Here is a 20607-nt window from a genome sequence, read left to right as displayed (position 1 = left end):
TTAAGCCTTAGCGCATATCGCGTTCGACGCCAGACAGACTCGCCTGGAAAGCCTCACGCGCAAAAGAGCGCTCCATGTAATCAAGCAGCGGCTTGGCAGGCCGCGGCAGTTCAATACCCAGAATCGGCAATCGCCAGAGTATTGGCAATAGGCAGCAATCCACCAGACTTTGTTCCTCGCTGAGGAAAAACGGCTTGTCGGCGAACAACGGCGACACGCCAGTCAGGCTCTCGCGCAGCTCTTTACGAGCCACGACGCGGGCTGCTTCCTTGGACTTGGAATCCAGAATCAGATCCACCAGGCCACACCAGTCACGCTGAATACGATGAATCAGCAGACGGCTGTTTGCACGCGCCACGGGATAAACCGGCAGTAAAGGCGGGTGCGGGTAACGCTCATCCAGATATTCCATCACCACGGTCGACTCCCACAACGCCAGGTCACGATCGACCAGGGTGGGCAAGCTGCCGTAAGGGTTCACTTCGATCAGTTTAGGCGGCTGGCGACCAGCTTCCACATAAATGATCTCGGCGCTGACACCCTTCTCTGCAAGTACGATGCGTACTCGGTGGGAATAGTGGTCGGCGGGGTCGGAGTAACAGGCCAACCGATTGGTCACGCCCATGGCGGTCCTCCTCGCTTGTAGAAATTATCGTAAGCGGAAAAACGAGCGCGCCCAGAGGGCGCCTCCCGTAACGTCTGGCATGCAGACTCGTTACACTTTCAGAGGCGCCCTTGGGCGCGCGCGATTAACAGCAATTGCTTGAAGCTTTATCAGTGCACATCTTTCCAGTATTCGCGCTTGAGCAAGTAAGCGAATACGAAGAAGAACGCGAGGTACAAGAGAACGTACGTACCGATGCGCTGATGCTGCAGCTTAACCGGGTTAGCCGAGTAAGCGAGGAAGGTTACCAGATTCTTGACCTTCTCATCGAACTGCTCTTCGTTCAGAGCACCGCTTTTCGGCACGATGGTCAGCTGATCGCACGCTTCATGAGTCAACGGCGTACCAGTCAGCGGATCATATTGCTTCTTGCCGTCTTCGACGATTTGAACCTGCTTGCAACCAACCACCTGGCGACCTTGCAGGCCGACCAGCACGTTAGGCATGCCGACGTTCGGGAACACCTTGTTGTTCACACCCCAAGGACGCGCCGGATCTTCATAGAACGAACGCAGATAACCGTAGAGCCAGTCGGTGCCTCGTACACGCGCCACCAGGGTCAGGTCCGGCGGTGCAGCACCAAACCAGGTCTTGGCGTCTGCCGGCTGCATGCCGATGCTCATGTGGTCGCCGATCTTGGCGCCGGTGAACACCAGGTTTTTCAGCATCAGGTCGTGGGGAATCCCCAGATCGTCGGCAACACGCTCATAGCGCTGGAACTTGGCGCTGTGGCAACCCATGCAATAGTTGGCGAACGTACGTGCGCCATCCTGCATGGCCGCTTTATCGGAAACGTCGATATCGACACTTTCCAGCTCCGGACCATGTTCGGCCGCGAAGGAGAACACAGGCAAAGCAGCGAGAATCAATACAGCAAATAGCTTTTTCATCAGCCAGTCACCCTTTCCGGAACCGGTTTGGTCTTCTCGAGCCTGGTGTAGAACGGCATCAGAATGAAGTAGGCGAAGTACAGGAAGGTGCAAATCTGCGACACCAGCGTACGCTCGGGAGTCGGGGCCAATACGCCCAGGATGCCGAGGATCACGAAACAGATGCAGAACACCCACAGCCAGATCCTGCTCAGCCAGCCTTTGTAGCGCATGGACTTGACCGGGCTACGGTCGAGCCACGGAAGGACGAACAGCATGGCAATCGAGGCCCCCATGGCGATAACGCCCATGAGCTTGTCCGGAATGGCCCGCAAGATGGCGTAGAACGGTGTGAAGTACCAGACCGGAGCAATGTGCTCTGGGGTCTTGAAGGCGTTCGCCACTTCAAAGTTCGGCTTCTCGAGGAAGTAACCGCCCATTTCCGGGAAGAAGAATACGATCGAACAGAAGATGAACAGGAACACCACTACGCCGACGATATCTTTCACGGTGTAGTACGGGTGGAAGGCAATGCCATCCAGCGGTACGCCGTTTTCGTCTTTATGTTTCTTGATGTCCACGCCATCCGGGTTGTTCGAACCGACTTCGTGCAACGCCAGGACGTGCAACACCACCAGGCCGAGGATAACGATTGGCAGCGCCACGACGTGCAGGGCGAAGAAGCGGTTCAGGGTGATACCGGAAATCAGGTAGTCACCACGGATCCACTGGGTCAGGTCGTTACCGATGACCGGGATCGCACCGAACAGCGAGATGATCACCTGGGCACCCCAGTAGGACATCTGGCCCCACGGCAGCAGGTAACCCATGAAGGCTTCAGCCATCAGCGCCAGGTAGATCAGCATGCCGAAGACCCACACCAGCTCACGGGGCTTCTGGTACGAACCGTAGAGCAAGCCACGGAACATGTGCAGATAGACCACGATGAAGAACGCCGAAGCGCCGGTGGAGTGCAGCAGACGCAGGATCGAGCCGTACTCGACGTCGCGCATGATGTATTCGACGGAGGCAAACGCCTCTTCCGCCGACGGGGTGTAGCTCATGGTCAGCCAGACACCGGTAACGATCTGGTTGACCAGAACGAGCAGTGCGAGGGAACCAAAGAAATAGAAGAAGTTGAAGTTCTTCGGGGCGTAATACTTGCTGAGATGGTCTTCCCACATTTTGGTCGCGGGGAAGCGGGCATCAACCCAATCCATGAACTTGCTCATCACGCTTTCTCCGTATCGACGCCAATGACAATAATCTCATCGGTCTCATAGGAATGCGGGGGAACTGGCAGGTTCAAAGGCGCGGGTTGCGACTTGTAGACGCGGCCAGCCAGATCGTAGTGGGAACCGTGGCAAGGGCAGAAATAGCCCCCAACCCAGTCTTTGCCCAGATCAGCAGGTGCCACTTCAGGGCGGAAGGTCGGTGAGCAACCCAGGTGTGTGCAGATACCGATCAGCAGCAGAACCTCTGGCTTGATCGAACGCGTTTCTGGATCAACGTAGGTCGGTTGTGTCGAGTTCTTGGAGGTCGGGTCAGACAGCTGGCCCTCGATCTTCTTCAGATTCCCCAGGATTTCCGCGGTTCGGCGGACAATGAATACTGGCTGGCCGCGCCACTCAGCAATCATCTGCTGGCCTGGCTCGATTTTGCTGACATTCACTTTCACCGGTGCACCTGCGGCTTTCGCCTTGGCACTGGGAAACCATGACCCCACGAACGGGACCGCAGCCCCCACCGCTCCTGCAGCACCCACCACGGATGTGGCTGCTACCAAGAAGCGACGCCGGCCTGCATTCACGCCGTCATTGCTCATTCAGTCCTCTCCCATCAGCTTTGTGGCCTGTTAAATCAGGCATCTACTAAGTTAAATCTATGTACTTATAAAAATTTTGCCGAATGGTAATGAAAAGCCCCAATTCTGACAAGGTAATTACCCAAGGGCTCCACTGCCAAGCCTTGCAGTATAGGGGCTCTACGGCTGTGGCAAGTTGTCACAGCGCAATTCTTTGAGAAATCGCACGCATAAAAAAACGCCCAGCTCCGTGAGGAGGCTGGGCGTTCTTTTTTGAACGTGGAAGCGAATTAACGCTTCGAGTACTGCGGACGCTTACGCGCTTTACGCAGGCCAACTTTCTTACGTTCAACTTCACGAGCATCGCGAGTAACGAAGCCAGCTTTGCGCAGAGCGCCACGCAGGGTTTCGTCGTACTGCATCAGTGCGCGAGTGATACCGTGGCGGATTGCGCCAGCTTGACCACTTACACCACCACCGATCACGGTGACGTAGATGTCGAACTTCTCGACAGTCTCAGTCAGTTCCAGCGGCTGACGAACTACCATGCGGGCAGTTTCGCGGCCGAAGAAATTTTCCAGGGTGCGGTTGTTGATGGAGATGTTACCAGTACCCGGACGCAGGAAAACGCGTGCGGTTGCGGTCTTGCGACGGCCAGTGCCGTAATTTTGAGTCGCCGACATAATGAACTATTCCGTTAAAACTTCAGTTCTTGGGGCTGCTGAGCAGCATGAGGGTGAGCAGCGCCCGCATAGACTTTCAGCTTGCGATACATGTCGCGACCCAGTGGGCCCTTCGGCAGCATACCTTTAACCGCGATCTCGATCGGGGATTCAGGCTTCTTGGCGATCAGTTTTTCGAAACTGATCGACTTGATGCCACCCGGGAAACCGGAGTGGGAGTAGTAGATTTTGTCGGTGGTTTTAGCACCGGTTACACGAACCTGCTCGGCATTGATAACGACGATGTAATCGCCGGTGTCAACGTGAGGAGTGTACTCAGCTTTATGCTTGCCACGCAGACGGCTCGCGATTTCGGTAGCCAGACGACCCAGGGTCTGACCAGCGGCGTCGACGACAAACCAGTCGCGCACAACTGTTTCTGGTTTTGCAGTAAAAGTTGTCATTCTTTAATAGCCTCAGGGGCCGCCCTGTAAATTAGACGGCGGATCTTACTGAATAGTGCGTGCTTTGACAAGTCAAAGGCAGCCGGATACAGACGCTATCGGGGGCTCGGGTCGGCGCGTCCGTTCAACGGCAAGATCTCTTCCGCAGGCGGCGCATCACTTCCACTGCATAAAGAGGTGGGCAATTATGCAGATTGCGAAAAAATATTCAACCTGCTTTTATGATTGTTTTGCCCAAGGAGCACCCGATGGATTATCGACAGCTAGGCCGAACCGATCTGAACGTGAGTGCAATCTGCCTCGGAACCATGACCTGGGGCGAGCAAAACAGCGAGGCAGAGGCCTTCGCCCAGATTGAACGGGCCAAGAGCGCCGGGATCAATTTCATCGATACCGCCGAAATGTACCCGGTGCCTCCCAAGGCCGACACCTACGCCACCACCGAGCGCTACATCGGCAATTACTTCAAGAGTCGCGGCGATCGTGCCGACTGGATCCTGGCCAGCAAGATCGCCGGTCCGGGCAACACCATCGACTACATCCGCGACAAAAACCTGCGCCATAACCGCCAGCACATCACCGAAGCCGTGGACGCCAGCCTCAAGCGCTTGCAGACCGACTACATCGACCTCTATCAACTGCACTGGCCGGAACGCAGCACCAATTTCTTCGGCCAATTGGGCTACAAGCACAAGATCGAAGCCAACCTGACACCGCTGGAAGACACCCTCGAAGCGTTGGACGAGCAGGTCAAGGCCGGCAAGATCCGCCACATCGGTCTGTCCAACGAAACCCCGTGGGGCACCATGCGTTTTCTGGCCCTGGCCGAAGCCCGTGGCTGGCCGCGTGCCGTGTCGATCCAGAACCCCTACAACCTGCTCAACCGCAGCTTTGAAGTCGGCCTGGCGGAAATCGCCATTCGCGAACAGTGCGGCCTGCTGGCCTATTCGCCCCTGGCGTTCGGTTTCCTGTCGGGCAAGTACGAAGGTGGGGCGCGCCCGCCGAAAGGCCGTCTGAGCCTCTACAGCCGCTTCAGCCGCTATTTCAACCCGCAGTCGGAGGCAGCGTGCAGCCGTTATGTCGCACTGGCCCGAGAGCACGGCCTGGACCCGGCGCAGATGGCATTGGCTTTCGTAACGCAGCAGCCGTTCGTGACCAGCAACATCATCGGCGCGACGACGCTGGAGCAACTGGACAGCAACATTGCGAGTTTCGAGCTGAAGCTTTCCGACGAAGTACTGGCAGGGATCGAGGCGATTCACAAGGATCACCCGAATCCGGCGCCCTGATCGATAGCTGAAAAGCCTTCGCGAGCAAGCCCGCTCCCACATTTGATCGCATTTCAATGTGGGAACGGGCTTGCTCGCGAAGGCGATCTCGAATTCACCAAATCTTCAAAGCGACCGCGCAATAATCTCCTTCATGATTTCATTGGTCCCCGCATAGATCCGCTGCACCCGCGCATCCGCCCACGCCCTCGCCACTGGGTATTCCCACATGAACCCGTAACCGCCATGCAGTTGCACGCACTCGTCGAGCACCTTGCATTGCAGGTCGGTGCCCCAGTATTTCGCCATCGCCGCCGTCGGCACATCGAGCTTGCCTTGCAGGTGCAGTTCCAGGCACTTATCGACGAACACCCGGCCAATCTGGATCTCGGTGGCCATCTCCGCCAGTTTGAAGCGTGTGTTCTGAAAATCCGCAATCGCCTTGCCAAAGGCCTTGCGGTCGCGGGTGTAATCCAGGGTCCATTGCAGCGCCGCTTCGGCCGAAGCCAGCCCGCCGACAGCAACCGTAAGACGCTCTTGTGGCAATTCCTGCATCAGGTAGGCGAAGCCCATCCCGGCCTGACCCAAGAGGTTTTCCTTCGGCACTCGTACGTCCTGGAAGAACAATTCCGACGTGTCCTGAGCCTTCATTCCGACTTTTTCCAGGCGCTTGCCCTTGGCGAAGCCCGGCGTATTGGCTTCCACCAGAAACAGGCTGGTGCCCTTCGCGCCCGCCTTGGGATCGGTCTTGGCGACGACGATCACAAGGTCTGCGAGAAAACCGTTGGTGATGAAGGTTTTCGAGCCGTTGATCACGTACTCGTCACCGTCCAGCACCGCCGTGGTCTTCACCCCTTGCAGGTCGGAACCGGCGCCCGGCTCGGTCATGGCGATGGCCGTGACCATTTCTCCCGACACCAGTTTCGGCAGGTACTTGTGCTTCAACGCTTCACTGCCGTAATGCAGGATGTACGGCGCGACGATGTCCGAATGCAGCGAGAAACCGATCCCGGTCAGGCCCAGGCGACCGACCTCTTCGATCACCACCGCGCTGTAGAGAAAGTCCGCCCCCAGCCCGCCATATTCCTCCGGCAGGTGCGAACAGAGCATCCCCGCCTCCCCCGCCTTGTTCCAGAGTTTGCGGTCGATGTAGCCTTGTTTTTCCCATTGCCCATGGAACGGCACGGCCTCTTTTTCGAGGAACGTTCGCACGCTGTCGCGAAAAAGTTCGTGCTCGGAACTGAACAAGGTTCTGGGAATCATGGGGCACCTGTCGTTATTGTTGGAAGGATTGACCTTCAGAGCCTAAGCCGCGCTCGCGATACAGGACACTGGACACATCAGACAAAAAATAAGACGATCCAGCCGTCTGGTGACCACTTTCCCCTATAAGAATAAAGTTGAATTATGTCTAACCAAGTCTCCACGCCCTTGCGGCGCGTCAGCATCCTGGCTATCGACCGGGTTTTCGCATCCACCCTCATGCAAGCCAAGGATTTCTTCCACCTGGCCAGCCTGCGCTACGGCAAACAACTGGGCCACGGCCTGACACCGGCGTTCGAAACCCGGCTGGTCAGCCCCGACGGCAAACCGGTGAACAGCTTCAGCGATGTGATCATGCCGGTAGACGGCGGCCTGGAAAACGCTGACATCATCATCCTCCCGGCCTTCTGGGACGATTTCGAAACACTCTGCAAACGTTATCCACAGGTCCTGCCGTGGCTGCGCGAACAACACGCTCGCGGCGCCGTACTGTGCGCAGAAGCCACCGGCGTGTTCTGGCTGGCGGAAGCGGGGCTGCTCGATGGCAAGGAAGCGACCACCTACTGGCGTTTCTTCACCGCGTTTGCGGAGCGCTTCCCACGGGTCCACCTCAATCAGGACAAGCACCTGACCGACGCCGATAACCTGTATTGCGCCGGCGGCACCACTTCGGCGTGCGACCTCTATATCTACCTGATCGAACGCTTCTGTGGCGCCAACGTGGCCCAGGCCGTGGCCCGGGACATTCTGTATGAAGTGCAGCGCAGCTATGCGCCGGGGCGGATTGGTTTTGGCGGGCAGAAGCTGCACCAGGACGTGATCATCCTGCAGATCCAGCACTGGCTCGAAGAACATTTCGCCGACAAATTCCGCTTCGAAGATGTGGCGCGGGAGCATGGCATGAGCATCCGCAACTTTATGCGCCGCTTCCAGACCGCCACCGGCGACAAGCCGCTGCATTACCTGCAACGCCTGCGTATCGAAACCGCCAAGGGCTTGTTGTCCGGCAGCCGCAAGAGCATCAAGACCATCAGTTATGAGGTCGGTTACGACGATGCGAGCTTCTTTGCGCGGCTGTTCCGCCAGCACACCGAATTGTCGCCGAACCAGTATCGGCAGCAGTTTCAGCAGGCTGCCTGATACAACACAAACCCAATGTGGGAGCGGGCTTGCTCGCGAATGCGGACTGACATTCAACATCGATGTCGACTGACACTCCGCTTTCGCGAGCAAGCCCGCTCCCACAGGGTTTGGGCCGCGCACAAAAAAGGCCTGCATTTGCAGGCCTTTTTTATTTTCCGAAAAATCCTACGGCTTATGCGCCCGAGACAGGAATTCATGCGACTGCATTTCCAGCAAACGACTCAACGTGCGCTGGAATTCAAAGTTCAAGCGACCACCGGTGTACAAATCCTTGAGCTCGACTTCGGCAGAAATGATCAGCTTCACGTTCCGGTCGTAGAACTCGTCGACCATGTTGATAAAGCGTCGGGCGATGTCGTCGGTGGTGACGCTCATCTGCTCGACACCGCTGAGCAGCACGGCGTGGAAGATCTTGCCCAGTTCGATGTAATCGTTCTGGCTGCGCGGGCCATCGCACAGTTCGCGGAAGTCGAACCAGGCCACGTCATCGCAGGTGCGCAAGGCACGGATTTCGCGGTTTTCGATCATCAGCACGTCGTTTTCGGTGGCGGCAGTGCATTCCGGCGTCAGGGCGCGGAAGCTTTTTCGCAGGCTTTCCTGGGACGCTTCGTCCAGCGGGAAGTGGAACAGTTCCGCTTGCTCAAGGTGACGCAGACGGTAATCGACGCCGCTGTCGACGTTGACGATGTCGGTGTTCTGCTTGATCAGTGCAATGGCCGGCAGGAAGCGCGCACGTTGCAGGCCGTCCTTGTACAGGCCGTCCGGCACGATGTTCGAGGTCGCGACCAGGGTCACGCCGTTCTTGAACAGCTCTTCCATCAGCGTGCCGAGGATCATCGCGTCGGTGATATCCGAAACGAAGAACTCATCGAAACAGATCACCCGGGCTTCGTCGGAGAAACGCTTGGCGATGATGGTCAGCGGGTTTTTCTCGCCGCCCAGGGTCTTCATCTCTTCGTGCACGCGCTTCATGAAGCGGTGGAAGTGAGTGCGGACCTTTTCCTTGAACGGCAGGGCTTCGAAGAAGGTGTCGACCAGGTAGGTCTTGCCACGGCCAACGCCGCCCCAGAAGTACAGACCCTTGACCGGCGCCTGGTCTTTCTTGCCAAACAGTTTGCCGAACAGGCCCGGCTTGCTCTGCGAGGCCGCGACCAGATCGTCGTACAGGCGCTGCAAATGACGCACCGCAGTTTCCTGGGCGGCGTCATGGAAGAATTCCGGGCGTTTCAGATCAGCTTGATATCGTTCTAGGGGCGTCATAATTCGTTAGCAAGGCAACAAAAACGGGCCGCCACTGTAGCGACGGCCCGTCAGAATGGCAATCAGCCCTTGGTCGGGCCGAGCCGCTGATTTATTCCTGAACCGGCGTCAGGGCCACACGCAAGGCGTCGATGGCGACGTCGCGAGCAGCACTGTCAGCGAAGGCCGGGCTGTCGCCAACGCACTCGCCTTCCAGCCAGACGCTGAAGCTCAAGTCTTCACTGCGCACGTCCAGAGGCTGGCCCGCTTGCAGTTGCTTGGTCACCTGACCGGCGGTTTTACCGTCGGCGAAGTTACGCGACAGCAGCAATTGCTCGCCATCCGCCGCCAGCAGACGGAAGCGGAAACTGCCGTCGTCTTCACGGAAACTGACGAAACGCGCAGCTTTGGCGGCTTTCTTCTTGGTCGTCGCTGCAACCTGAGTCTGGGCGACAAAGGAACGCAGGCCGACCGCTTCGCGCAGTTCATGCAGGAACGGGGTCGCCACGGAGCGGGCCTTTTTGGCGCCGAGTTGCAGCATGTCTTCCAGGTCTGCCGGACGTTCGATCAACTGGTGATAGCGCTCGCGGGACTCGCCCAGTTCGCTGTCCAGCAGTTGGAACAGACGATTCTTCGCCTCGCCCCAACCCAGGCCCTGCAACAACTCGCTGCGGAATTCGTCGGACTGCGCCGGCGTGGCGAAGGCCTGGAACAAGGTAAACAGATGCGAGTTGTCCGGATCCTTGGCTTCGCCTGGCGCACGGGAGTCGGTGACGATCCGCGAAATCGCGTCCTTCATCTCTTTGGCGCTGCTGAACAACGGAATGGTGTTGTCGTAGCTCTTCGACATCTTGCGACCGTCTAGGCCCGGCAGCGTTGCGACGCTTTCTTCGATCAGCGCCTCCGGCATGGTGAAGAACTCTTTGCCCTGACCGAACAAATGGTTGAAACGCTGGCCGATGTCGCGAGCCATTTCCACGTGCTGGATCTGGTCACGACCGACCGGCACCTTGTGGGCGTTGAACATCAGGATGTCGGCGGCCATCAGCACCGGGTAGCTGTACAAGCCCATGGTGATGCCGGCGTCCGGGTCTTCGCCGGTCTCGACGTTCTTGTCCACCGAGGCCTTGTAGGCGTGGGCACGGTTGAGCAGGCCCTTGGCGGCGACGCAGGTCAGCAGCCAGGTCAGCTCGGGGATTTCCGGAATGTCGGACTGGCGATAGAAGGTCACGCGGTCGACGTCGAGTCCACCGGCCAGCCAGGTCGCGGCGATTTCCAGACGCGAGCGCTGGATGCGCAGCGGGTCATCGCATTTGATCAGGGCGTGATAGTCGGCCAGGAAATAGAACGAATCGGCATTGCTGTCGCGGCTGGCCAGGATCGCCGGGCGAATGGCGCCGGCGTAGTTGCCCAGGTGCGGCGTGCCGGTGGTGGTGATGCCGGTGAGGATACGGGTACGAGTCGTCATGGGTAATCGCTTGTCAGACTGCAATCAATTCGAAAGACGCGGCAGGATCAGATCCTTGAGATCGGTCAGCTTGCCATGAAAAAAGTGTCCGCATTCTGCCACTTTCAGCAGCTCATGGGGGCGATCGAGTTTGTCGGACCATTCGTAGACAAGCTGCGGATCGATGACTTCATCAGTTTCCGGCTGGATCAGGGTCAGCGCGCCGTGTTGTGGCAGTTGATCCTGATCGCCCAGGCGCATAACGGCTGGCGCAACCATGAACAGATGTTTCAGTTGTTCGCCCTGCGCTTCAAGGCGTCCGCCGAGACTGGCTGCAACAAAACCGCCGAAAGAGAAACCGAACAGCGTCAGCGGCAACTCCGGGTGTTTGGCCCGCAGCCATTCGGCAACCGCTTGAGCATCGTCGACTTCGCCGGTGCCCATGTCATGGGTGCCTGCGCTGGTGCCGACGCCACGGTAATTGAACCGCAAGGTAATCAAACCGGCATCGCGAGCCGTGCGCTGCAAGGTCGACACGACTTTATTGAGCATGGTGCCGCCCTGCACCGGGTTTGGATGGCAGATCAGCGCCAGGCCGCGAGGCTGCTCGTTATCAAGATAGAGAGCTTCCAGTTGACCAACCGGGCCATCAATCACTACAGGGGTTTCGCGCATAAGCAAGGAAGGAACTCCGTGACCTCGAATCGGGTCGACTCGTCTAGCAAATTGTCTGTGCCAATCTATTGCGAGTGAATCGCGGTATACAGCGCAGGTTCGAGCCGTTAACGTAAAGCAAAGCCGTTTATAGAGGAAGGACTCGTGGAACACTCGCTCTTAGTTTGGTTGTTGCCGACTCTTGCCCTGGTTGTGGGTGTCGCCGTTGGTTTCCTGATCGCTCGCCTGGTGCCGAATGCCGCTCCTAGCAGCACGCAACGTCAGTTGGATGACATTCAGGAACGTTTCGACAGTTATCAGAACGAGGTGGTGACCCACTTCAACAGCACGGCCAGCCTGGTCAAGAAACTGACCGCCAGCTATCAGGACGTGCAGGATCATCTCGCCGAGGGTGCCAACCGCCTGGCCCTGGACGAGCAGACTCGCCAACGCCTGCTGGCTGCCCTGCACGCCGACGCCGCCGTGGCACCACGGGAACGCCTGACGCCGCCGCGCAATCAGGAGCCGCCTCGCGACTACGCGCCCAAAGCTCCGAACGCGCCGGGCATGCTTGATGAGCATTACGGCCTGAAGAAGTAATCAGGTTCCGCGCTACGCAAAAGCCCCCGGATGAGTGATTGTCCGGGGGCTTTTTTGTGGCTGGGTGTTTGTGTTGCGTGTTAGGGCCCCTTCGCGAGCAAGCCCGCTCCCACAGGGGGAACGCATTCCAAATGTGGGAGCGGGCTTGCTCGCGAAGAGGCCAGCAAAGGCGACACAAAAAAGCCGCCCGATCAACTATGAATCGGGCGGCTCTTTTACATCTGGAGCTTACTGATACTGCTGAACAGGCTGCCCCTGCTGCTGATACTGCTGCCCCGGAATCGCTTTCAAATTCACCTCGACCCGACGGTTCTGCGCCCGGCCATTGACATCGCCGTTGCTGGCAATCGGGTTATCCGGCCCGGCACCGCGTGCCGACAGGTTGGCACCGCTCACGCCTTGGGAGGTCAGGTAAGTCGCCACGCTCTGGGCGCGACGCTGGGACAGGTCCATGTTGTGCTGGCGGCTGCCGGTGCTGTCGGTGTAGCCGACGATCTCGATCTGGTTCTGGCTGAATTCCTTGAGCGAGCCTGCCAGGTTATTCAGCGGCTGGTAGAAGCTGGAAGCGATGTTCGCCGAATCGGTCGCGAAGGTGATGTTACCCGGCATGATCAATTTGATTTGATCGCCCTGGCGCTGCACTTCAACCCCGGTATTGGCCATGCTGGCCCGCAGCTTTTTCTCTTGCTGGTCGGCGTAGTAACCGTAACCGGCGGCAGAAGCCCCCACCACGGCGGCGCCAATCAGCGCGCCCTTGCCACGGTTGTTATGGTCGATGGCGGCACCGGCCAACGCACCGGCGAGGGCGCCGAGGCCACCGTACTTGGCGGTTTTGCTCACGCCTTGGGAGCCGCCGTCGGCTTGTCCCTGATTGTCATACGGATTGGGCGAAGCACAGCCGGACAACAAGGCCACAGCCGTTGCGACAATAATCAAACGCTGCTTGGTGAACATGAAGAGCTCCTACGTTTTACATTCTGTGATGCTACGGAACCAGGCATCGGCCCATGCGGGCGTTGGATCATTGGCGCGAGTAAAAATTCCACTGGTTACAATTCAGGCCCGAACAAAAGGGTTCTCGCGCATTTCATCCCCCAGACGCGTGTCCGGACCATGCCCAGTCACCACGATGGCTTCCTCGTCGAGTGTATACAGCCGCTGCTTGATCGATCGCACGATGGTCGCCTGATCGCCGCCCCACAAGTCCGTGCGCCCTACCCCGCGCTTGAATAGCGTGTCACCGGCAATCAACAGCTTAGCCTCTGAAAACCAAAAGCTCATGGAACCTGGCGTATGCCCCGGCGTATGAATCGCCACGCCGCAGCCGCAGGCCAGTTCTTCATCATCCGCCAACCAGCGATCCGGCGACGGCACTGGCGTGTACGGCACGCCGAACATCTGGCATTGCATCTCCAGGTTGTCCCAGAGGAATTGATCTTCTTTGTGCAGGTGCAGGGTCGCGCCGGTTTTCTCCTTCAACTGACCGGAGGCCAGGAAGTGATCGAGGTGCGCGTGGGTGTGGATGATGCTGACGACTTTCAGGCCCAAGGCGTCGAGGCGGGCAAGGATCAGTTCGTGATTGCCGCCCGGATCGACCACGATGGCTTTTTTGGTGACGGGGTCGCCGATGATCGTGCAGTTGCACTGGAGCGGGCCGACGGGGAAGGTTTCGCGGATGAATGGTGAGACGGGGACTGTCATGGGAACTCCTGTCGGGTCGAATTCCAACAGGATACCAGTTTGATTTTTTCTTAAGTTTCGTCAGAGCAGGGCGATAAATCACTAAGTCAGATTTTTGGCGCCATCATTGAAAATAATAGTGGCTCTGTGATATCAATTGACGCAGTTTCCAGTACAAAATTGCTTATTGCAGCGACCACCCCAGGACGGTCGTAAAATCACTCAGGATATTCAAATGTCGTCTCCACTAGGCTATGCGCTCACCCAGCCATCATTTCTTTCCGGTAATGCCCAGGCTGACAGCCTGATTTACGGCACACAGTGGCTAAGCCCTGATTTCGGTGGAGTAGATTTTTTTTCAACCCGGCTGACCTACAGTTTCGTAACGCCTAACCAGTCGTATTTCGCCCGAGGCTACAGCCCGGACAATGAATTCCTGAACAGTTTCGCCCTGACATCCGCGCAACAAACTGCCGTGACCAGTGCGCTTGCCGCCTGGAGCGCGGTGGCAAATATCAAGTTCAGCCTGGTAGCTGACAACGTCAGTAGCGCCGGCGACCTGCGGTTCGGTGGTTACGCTGGCATGGATCCAAAAACTGCTGCCTGGGGGTACTTCCCGGACAGGACACCTCTGGGAGGCGATGTCTGGATCGGGCCGACGACAAATAACCCGAATCCGGTGAAAGGCACTTACGACTACATGACTTTCATCCATGAAATCGGTCATGCCCTGGGGCTCAAACATCCTTTCGAAAGCAGTCCCACCAATAGCACCGTGCTTTCACCGTTGCTCGACGACTCGCACTTCACGCTGATGAGCTACAACAATTCGTACTCCTATCAGCCTACGACACCGATGCTGCTGGATATTTTTACGATCCAGAAACTTTACGGTGCCAACATGCTTTGGCAAACCGGCAATAACGTCTACAGCTGGGCACCGGATCAATCCGTGTTCGAGACTATCTGGGACGCCGGCGGCAACGATACGATCGACGCCAGCAACCAACTTGCAGCCGTGCAGATCAATCTCAACGAAGGTCAGTTCAGCCATATCGGCAAAGCGTTTACCGACGGGGACGGCAATGCCGTCAATGACGGACTGGCTATTGCCTACGGCGCTAAGATTGAAAACGCCACAGGCTCGAACTTCGATGATTCCCTGACCGGAAACGCGCTAGACAACTTCCTCAATGGCATGGCGGGCGCGGACACGATGACCGGTGGCGCCGGCAACGATACCTACATCGTCGACAACATCGGCGATGTGGTGATCGAAACCGGTACTTCACTCTCAGAGATCGATACTGTCTATGCCTATATCGACTACACCTTGGGCAACAATGTCGAGAACGCGACCCTTTCGGGCGGCGCGAACTTGAATGCCACTGGCAATGCCCTGAACAATGTGATCGCCGGCAACACTGGTAGTAACATCATCGACGGCGGCCTCGGGGCTGACTACATGGCTGGCGGCACCGGCAACGACACCTACATTGTCGACAACATTGGCGACGTCATCAGCGAAACCAGCACCCTGGCCAGCGAGATTGACACCGTGAAGGCATCGGTGAACTACACCCTCAGCGCCAACCTGGAAAACCTGATCCTCACTGGAACCGCCAATACTTACGGCATCGGCAACGCCCAGAACAACGTTATCACCGGCAATGACGGGGATAACCAGATCAACGGTGGTGCCGGCCTCGATACGATGATCGGCGGCAAAGGCAGCGATACCTACGCCTTGGATCAAGCCGGCGAGTTGGCGCTGATCCAGGAAAACGCCAACGAAGGCAGTGACACCTTGGTGGTCCTCTATTCGCCGACGCCACAGACCAGCCTGATCGACCTGAACCTGAGCAATCTGCAGAACGTCGAAAACGTGGTGGTGACCACTGCTGGCAACTTCGTCCTGGCCGGCAATGACCTGAACAATATCCTGACCGGCGGCAGCGGCGCCGACTTCATCAACGGCGGCAAAGGCGCGGATATCATGACCGGCGGCGCCGGTAACGATATCTACATCGTCGACAACGTCGGTGACGTGGTGATCGAGAATGGCACCTCGCTCTCGGAAATCGACACGGTCTATTCCTACATCAACTTCACCTTGGGCAACAATGTCGAGAACCTGACTCTGTCAGGCACCGCCAACATCAACGCCATCGGCAACGCCCAGAACAACGCATTGGTCGGCAACGACGGCAATAACCAACTCAATGGTGGCGCTGGTTTGGACACGATGATCGGCGGCAAAGGTAACGATGACTACGCCGTTGACCAGTCGGGCGAACTGGCGCTCATCCAGGAAAACGCCAGCGAAGGTAACGACACCTTGTTCGTTGTCTACAACGCCACCGCCCAGGACAATCAAATCAACTTGGGCCTAAGCAACCTGAAGAATGTCGAAAACATCCTGCTACTGGGAGCAGGTGCCTTTACTGCTATTGGCAACGATCTGAACAACACCCTGACCGGCAATGCCGACGCCAACTTCCTCAACGGTATGACAGGTGCTGACACGATGATCGGTGGCGCCGGTAACGATACTTACATCGTCGATAACGTCGGCGACATCGTGACCGAAACTGGCACCTCGCTCTCGGAAATCGATACGGTCTATTCCTACATCGACTACACCTTGGGCAACAATGTCGAGAACCTGACCCTGGCCGGCATCGCCAATTTGCACGCCACTGGCAATGCCTTGAACAACGTGATCTACGGCAACACCGGTGACAACATTCTGGACGGTGGGGCTGGGGCCGATTACATGGCGGGCGGCACTGGTAACGACACCTACATTGTCGACAACATTGGCGACGTCGTGGTTGAAGCCAGCACCCTGGTCAGCGAGATCGACACTATTCGGTCTTCTATAACCTGGACGCTGGACGCCAACATTGAAAACCTTACCCTGACCGGCGGCGCCAACATCAATGCCATCGGCAACGCCCAGAACAACGTGCTAATCGGTAACGATGGCAATAATCAGCTCAATGGTGGCGCCGGTCTGGATACGATGATCGGCGGTAAAGGCAACGATGACTATGCCATTGATCAGTCGGGCGAACTGGCTCTTGTCCAGGAAAATGCCAACGAAGGCAACGACACCCTGTTTGTTGTCTACAACGCAACTGCCCAGGACAGTACCGTCAACCTGGTCATGAACAACCTGCAGAATGTCGAGAACATCTTGTTGCTGGGGTCTGGAGCCTTTACTGCTATTGGCAACGACCTGGACAACACCCTGACCGGCAACGCTGATGCCAACTTCATCAACGGTGGTCTCGGCGCAGACACGATGATCGGCGGCGGCGGCAACGACACCTACATTGTCGACAACGTCGGCGACGTAGTGATCGAAACCGGCACCTCGCTCTCGCAAATCGATAGGGTCTACTCCTACGTCGACTACACCCTGGGCAACAATGTCGAGAACCTGAATCTCGTAGGCCTATCCAACCTGAATGGCACCGGCAACGCCCTGAACAACTTGCTGTACGGCAATTCCGGTAACAACATTCTGGACGGTGGTGCCGGGACCGATATCCTATTCGGCGACGCAGGTGCCGACACTTTTGTGTTCAGTGCAGTCAATGAAATGGGCGTCGGCGCCAGCCGCGACGTCATCACCGACTTCAACAGCCTGCAAGGTGACAAAATCGACCTGACGAAGTTTGATTCCAACCTTCCGAATGCGGGCTTTGATAGTGGGTTCACATTCATCGGCGCCAACGAGTTCACCGGGGCCGGGCAAGTGCGCTTTGTCGACCACGTACTGTCGGGCAATGTCAGCGGTGGCACGGGGACTGATTTCGAAATCCAGCTCGTGGGGGTCAATACGTTCAGCGCCAGCGATATGGTGGCCTGACGGTCCATCGCAAAAACCGTGGCGGCCTTTCTGTAGGCCACCACGTACCCATAAAAACGCCCCGACCGGTTCGGGGCGTTTTTGTTTTCGCAGGGTCGGTTGTTACGCGGTTAAACCAGTACCCCTAGCGCCTTCGCACGCGCCACCGCCTGTGTGCGTCGCTCAACCCCCAACTTGCTATTGATATGGCTGGCATGCGTTTTTACGGTGTGCAGTGAGATGAACAACTGATCACTGATTTCCTGATTCGAGCAGCCCTGAGCAATCAGCCGCAGGACGGCCAGTTCCCGTGTACTCAGGGTTTCCGTACCGAGGGAGGGTTCAAGCACCGGACGACTTGCCAGGGCCGGAAGTCCATCGAGCAGGTTTTGCGACACGACGGTGGGCGCACAGAGCGGCAACTGCCCGCGCAACCAGTCCGAATGCTCAGTCAGCAACCCGTCGAACGGCTGCAGCACACCACCCGCCGCCGCTTCCAGCGCTTGCGCCAATGCCTTGCGCGCCTCCGGCTCACGCCCACCCGCCAGCAACAACGCAATCTTTTGCGTCAGGGCCATCACGCTGAGCATCTGCCGACCCGTTTGCTGCCCGTGCTCCAACAGCGCATTCAGCCGCCCTTCCGCCAGCATCGGTTGGCCTTTAATCACATCAAGCAGCGCTTGCTGCAATTCGATGTGCAGCGGCAGTTGAGGATGAAACTCCGGTGGGGCTGCCGGGTGTTCGCCGTTGTAGGTCTGGCCCAATCGCGCCAGCCATGCTTCGGCCAGATCGATGCGACCCTGGGCCAGCCAGAGTTCGCATTTGACCAGGGTGATCATCGCCAGGTAGTAGATCGGCGGGACGTCCCAGATGTGCATCAGCCGTTCGGCTTCGGCCAGTTCGGCGAAGGCTTTGGCGAACTCGCCGCTGTTGCCTTCGAGCCTGGCGATCACGCAGTGGCCGATCAACACGCTGATATCGCGGCAGGCCCGGGCCTCGCCCAAACCGGCTTGCAAGCGTAACCGGGCGGCCTGAGGCTGCGAGCGCAGGGCCAGCAAGAAGCCTTCGTACAGGATCAGCCGGGCCCGCACCGCATAAAGCCGTTGTGGCGACAAGCCGTGCAGGCGTTGCAGGCCCTGGCGGACTTCATCCAGCGAACGCAGGATTTCCCCTCGGGCCTGCAATACGCGGGCGCGGTCGTAATGGGCCAGGGCTTCGAATAATGGATTGCCGACCCGTTGCGCCAGCTCCAGGGACTCCCGATTCAAGCCACGGGCACGCCACAGGTCGCCATCGGCAATGGCCAGGTTGGACAGGGTCGAGAGGCACATCAGGCGCTGGCCGTAGCGTTTGGCGGGCAGGCTTTCCAGCGCTTCGGTGCAATAAAGTAGCGTCAATTCACGATTGCCGCGGCCTCGGGCGATGATGCCGCTGAGGGCCAGCCATTGCGCCAGCATGGACTTCTGCGCCGTGGCCGAGGGCGCCGGCAGGAAGCGGCTCAAGTGATTGGCCAATTCCTCAGCGGCGTCCAGTTGACAGGCCAGCCCCAGGGCCCAGCTGTACAGCACGATCAGCCGTGGCGTGCTGATCAGCAGGCTGTCGGGCAAGTCCATTTTCCAACGCAGCAGCATGCCGACGTTTTGCTCCGCCAGCAGTTGCTCTTCCGAAAGGTTTTGCACCAGATTCGCCGCGACATCCAGGTGCCCGGCGCGCAAGGCCTGCTCCACCGCTTCGTCGAGCAAACCCTGGGCGTTGAACCAGCGGCAGGCGCGCAAATGCAGGCTGGCGGCGGGCACCAGGGCCTGGGTTTTGGGTCGCGTGCGCAACAAGTCGGAAAACAGATGGTGATAACGATACCAGTGGCCGTGCTCGTCGAGCGGCACCAGGAAAACCTGGTGGGCCAACAGGAAGCGCAGGATCTCGGCGCTGTCATGGGCCTCGCGCACGGCGTCGCACAGCTCGCTGCAAAAGCGCTCCTGGGGCGCCGTGTCGTAGAGGAAGGCCTGCACTTCGGCGGGCAGGCAATCGATGACTTCTTCGAGCAGGTAATCGCGGATCAGCCCTTCCCCGCCGTGCAGCGACTGCGGCAACGCGCCATCGCCTTCGGACGCCGCGAGCAGCCAGAAACGCAGGCCGGCCACCCAGCCTTCGCTGCGCTGGATCAGGTTTTCCAGCGCTTCGCCGCGCAATGAACTGCTGTGACGATCAAGCAGGGTCAGGGCTTCGTCGTGGGTCAGGCGCAGGTCTTGTTCATGCAGTTCGAGCAGTTGCCGCGACAGGCGCAGTCGCGCCAGGTGCCAGTCCGGACGTTGCCGGCTGGTGACCATGACCAGCAGGCCATCAGGCAGGTGATTGAGGAAAAATTGCAGGCAACGATCAAGCACCGGGCCTTGGGCCAGATGATAGTCGTCCAGCACCAGCAGCAAGGGCGTGCTCGGCGACAGGTGCACCGCCAGCTCATCCAGCAACCCGTCCAGCCATTCTTCAAAGGCAAACGGCTGATGGCGTTGGCGCATCTTCAGCAACCCAAGTGCTTTGCTGCCTAGCTGGGGGAAATAATCCTGGAGACCTTCTAGCAGACGTTCAAGAAAGCGCCCCGGATCGTTGTCCCGTGGGCTCAGCCCCAGCCACAGGCTTTGCCAATGCGCCGGCAGGCCCTGGCAGAACTCCACCGCCAAGGAACTCTTGCCGAACCCCGCCGGGGCGCTGACCAACAGCAGCCGACCACCCAGCCCCGCACTCAGGCGCTCGCACAAACGCGGGCGCAATACATGGCCATCAGGCAACGGCGGTCGGAAGAATCGCCCGTCCAGTGCCGCGACGGCAACGCTTGCAGGACCCGGAAGTGGGGACAGATCAGTCATGGCCGGCTCTTGTTAGAAATGCTGTTGGCGGCGTTACAGATGTCCGCAGCCTAGCGGTAAACGCAGAGCTATTGAAGGTAGTTGCTACAAATGGCTACAAAAAGACTACATGCAAAGATGTCAGCGGTTT

17 protein-coding genes are annotated in these 20607 nt (G+C 58.2%); 4 read left to right on the top strand and 13 right to left on the bottom strand.

Annotation, left to right across the window (positions count from 1 at the left end; translation table 11 throughout):
• Positions 1-7: 7 nt before the first annotated feature.
• The 6 genes from BK665_RS30185 to rplM form a co-directional block, all read right to left on the bottom strand.
• A complete protein-coding gene (locus BK665_RS30185) occupies positions 8-625 on the bottom strand; it encodes a glutathione S-transferase N-terminal domain-containing protein (RefSeq protein ID WP_123410150.1) in 618 nt (205 codons plus the stop codon).
• 149 nt (positions 626-774) lie between these two features.
• On the bottom strand, positions 775-1554 hold the full coding sequence (locus tag BK665_RS30180; protein WP_123410149.1) for a cytochrome c1: 780 nt from the start codon (positions 1552-1554) through the stop codon (positions 775-777).
• The gene (locus tag BK665_RS30175) at positions 1554-2765 is read right to left on the bottom strand and encodes a cytochrome b (protein WP_123410148.1); all 1212 of its coding nucleotides are present in this window, start codon (positions 2763-2765) and stop codon (positions 1554-1556) included. The genes BK665_RS30180 and BK665_RS30175 overlap by 1 nt, the downstream gene beginning before the upstream one ends.
• The gene (petA, locus tag BK665_RS30170; protein WP_054045584.1) at positions 2765-3358 is read right to left on the bottom strand and encodes a ubiquinol-cytochrome c reductase iron-sulfur subunit; all 594 of its coding nucleotides are present in this window, start codon (positions 3356-3358) and stop codon (positions 2765-2767) included. The genes BK665_RS30175 and petA overlap by 1 nt, the downstream gene beginning before the upstream one ends.
• A gap of 269 nt (positions 3359-3627) precedes the next feature.
• Positions 3628-4020: a 30S ribosomal protein S9 gene (rpsI, locus tag BK665_RS30165; RefSeq protein ID WP_003216038.1), complete on the bottom strand. Its 393-nt coding sequence runs from the start codon at positions 4018-4020 to the stop codon at positions 3628-3630.
• A 14-nt stretch (positions 4021-4034) separates the two neighbouring features.
• Positions 4035-4463, bottom strand: coding sequence for a 50S ribosomal protein L13 (rplM, locus tag BK665_RS30160; protein WP_092278175.1), 429 nt, complete (start codon positions 4461-4463; stop codon positions 4035-4037).
• Positions 4464-4711: 248 nt separating this feature from the next.
• Between rplM and BK665_RS30155 the strand changes: the two genes are divergently transcribed.
• Positions 4712-5752 carry an NADP(H)-dependent aldo-keto reductase gene (locus BK665_RS30155; RefSeq protein WP_123410147.1) on the top strand — a complete coding sequence of 347 codons (1041 nt, stop codon included), beginning with the start codon at positions 4712-4714 and terminating at the stop codon, positions 5750-5752.
• Between the two features lie 105 nt (positions 5753-5857).
• Here the strand turns inward: BK665_RS30155 and BK665_RS30150 are convergent, their stop codons facing one another.
• Entirely contained in the window at positions 5858-6994 is a 1137-nt protein-coding gene (locus BK665_RS30150) for an acyl-CoA dehydrogenase family protein (RefSeq protein ID WP_123410146.1), read from the bottom strand.
• A gap of 243 nt (positions 6995-7237) precedes the next feature.
• Here BK665_RS30150 and BK665_RS30145 point away from each other — a divergent pair, with 243 nt between their 5' ends.
• A complete protein-coding gene (locus BK665_RS30145) occupies positions 7238-8134 on the top strand; it encodes a GlxA family transcriptional regulator (protein ID WP_185076691.1) in 897 nt (298 codons plus the stop codon).
• Positions 8135-8302: 168 nt separating this feature from the next.
• On the opposite strand, the gene zapE is transcribed toward BK665_RS30145, so the two are convergent.
• The 3 genes from zapE to BK665_RS30130 form a co-directional block, all read right to left on the bottom strand.
• Positions 8303-9397, bottom strand: a complete 1095-nt coding sequence (gene zapE / locus BK665_RS30140; RefSeq protein ID WP_123410144.1) for a cell division protein ZapE — start codon at positions 9395-9397, stop codon at positions 8303-8305.
• 91 nt (positions 9398-9488) lie between these two features.
• Complete coding sequence (locus BK665_RS30135) at positions 9489-10844, bottom strand: tryptophan--tRNA ligase (RefSeq protein ID WP_123410143.1); 1356 nt, start codon at positions 10842-10844, stop codon at positions 9489-9491.
• A gap of 24 nt (positions 10845-10868) precedes the next feature.
• Entirely contained in the window at positions 10869-11498 is a 630-nt protein-coding gene (locus BK665_RS30130; RefSeq protein ID WP_123410142.1) for an alpha/beta hydrolase, read from the bottom strand.
• Positions 11499-11642: 144 nt separating this feature from the next.
• Between BK665_RS30130 and BK665_RS30125 the strand changes: the two genes are divergently transcribed.
• Complete coding sequence (locus BK665_RS30125) at positions 11643-12077, top strand: Z-ring associated ZapG family protein (protein WP_123410141.1); 435 nt, start codon at positions 11643-11645, stop codon at positions 12075-12077.
• A gap of 228 nt (positions 12078-12305) precedes the next feature.
• Here the strand turns inward: BK665_RS30125 and BK665_RS30115 are convergent, their stop codons facing one another.
• Positions 12306-13031 carry a YiaD family glycine zipper/OmpA-like lipoprotein gene (locus tag BK665_RS30115; protein WP_123410140.1) on the bottom strand — a complete coding sequence of 242 codons (726 nt, stop codon included), beginning with the start codon at positions 13029-13031 and terminating at the stop codon, positions 12306-12308.
• A 102-nt stretch (positions 13032-13133) separates the two neighbouring features.
• Positions 13134-13778 carry an MBL fold metallo-hydrolase gene (locus BK665_RS30110; protein ID WP_123410139.1) on the bottom strand — a complete coding sequence of 215 codons (645 nt, stop codon included), beginning with the start codon at positions 13776-13778 and terminating at the stop codon, positions 13134-13136.
• 214 nt (positions 13779-13992) lie between these two features.
• On the opposite strand from BK665_RS30110, the gene BK665_RS30105 reads away from it, so the two are divergent.
• A complete protein-coding gene (locus BK665_RS30105) occupies positions 13993-17634 on the top strand; it encodes a M10 family metallopeptidase (RefSeq protein WP_123410138.1) in 3642 nt (1213 codons plus the stop codon).
• Positions 17635-17744: 110 nt separating this feature from the next.
• On the opposite strand, the gene BK665_RS30100 is transcribed toward BK665_RS30105, so the two are convergent.
• The gene (locus tag BK665_RS30100; RefSeq protein ID WP_123410137.1) at positions 17745-20477 is read right to left on the bottom strand and encodes a winged helix-turn-helix domain-containing protein; all 2733 of its coding nucleotides are present in this window, start codon (positions 20475-20477) and stop codon (positions 17745-17747) included.
• Between the last annotated feature and the right edge of the window lie 130 nt (positions 20478-20607).

The sequence above is a fragment of the Pseudomonas frederiksbergensis genome, from assembly GCF_003732665.1.
Lineage (GTDB): Bacteria > Pseudomonadota > Gammaproteobacteria > Pseudomonadales > Pseudomonadaceae > Aquipseudomonas > Aquipseudomonas frederiksbergensis_G.
This window is presented reverse-complemented; position numbering and strand designations above follow the sequence as displayed.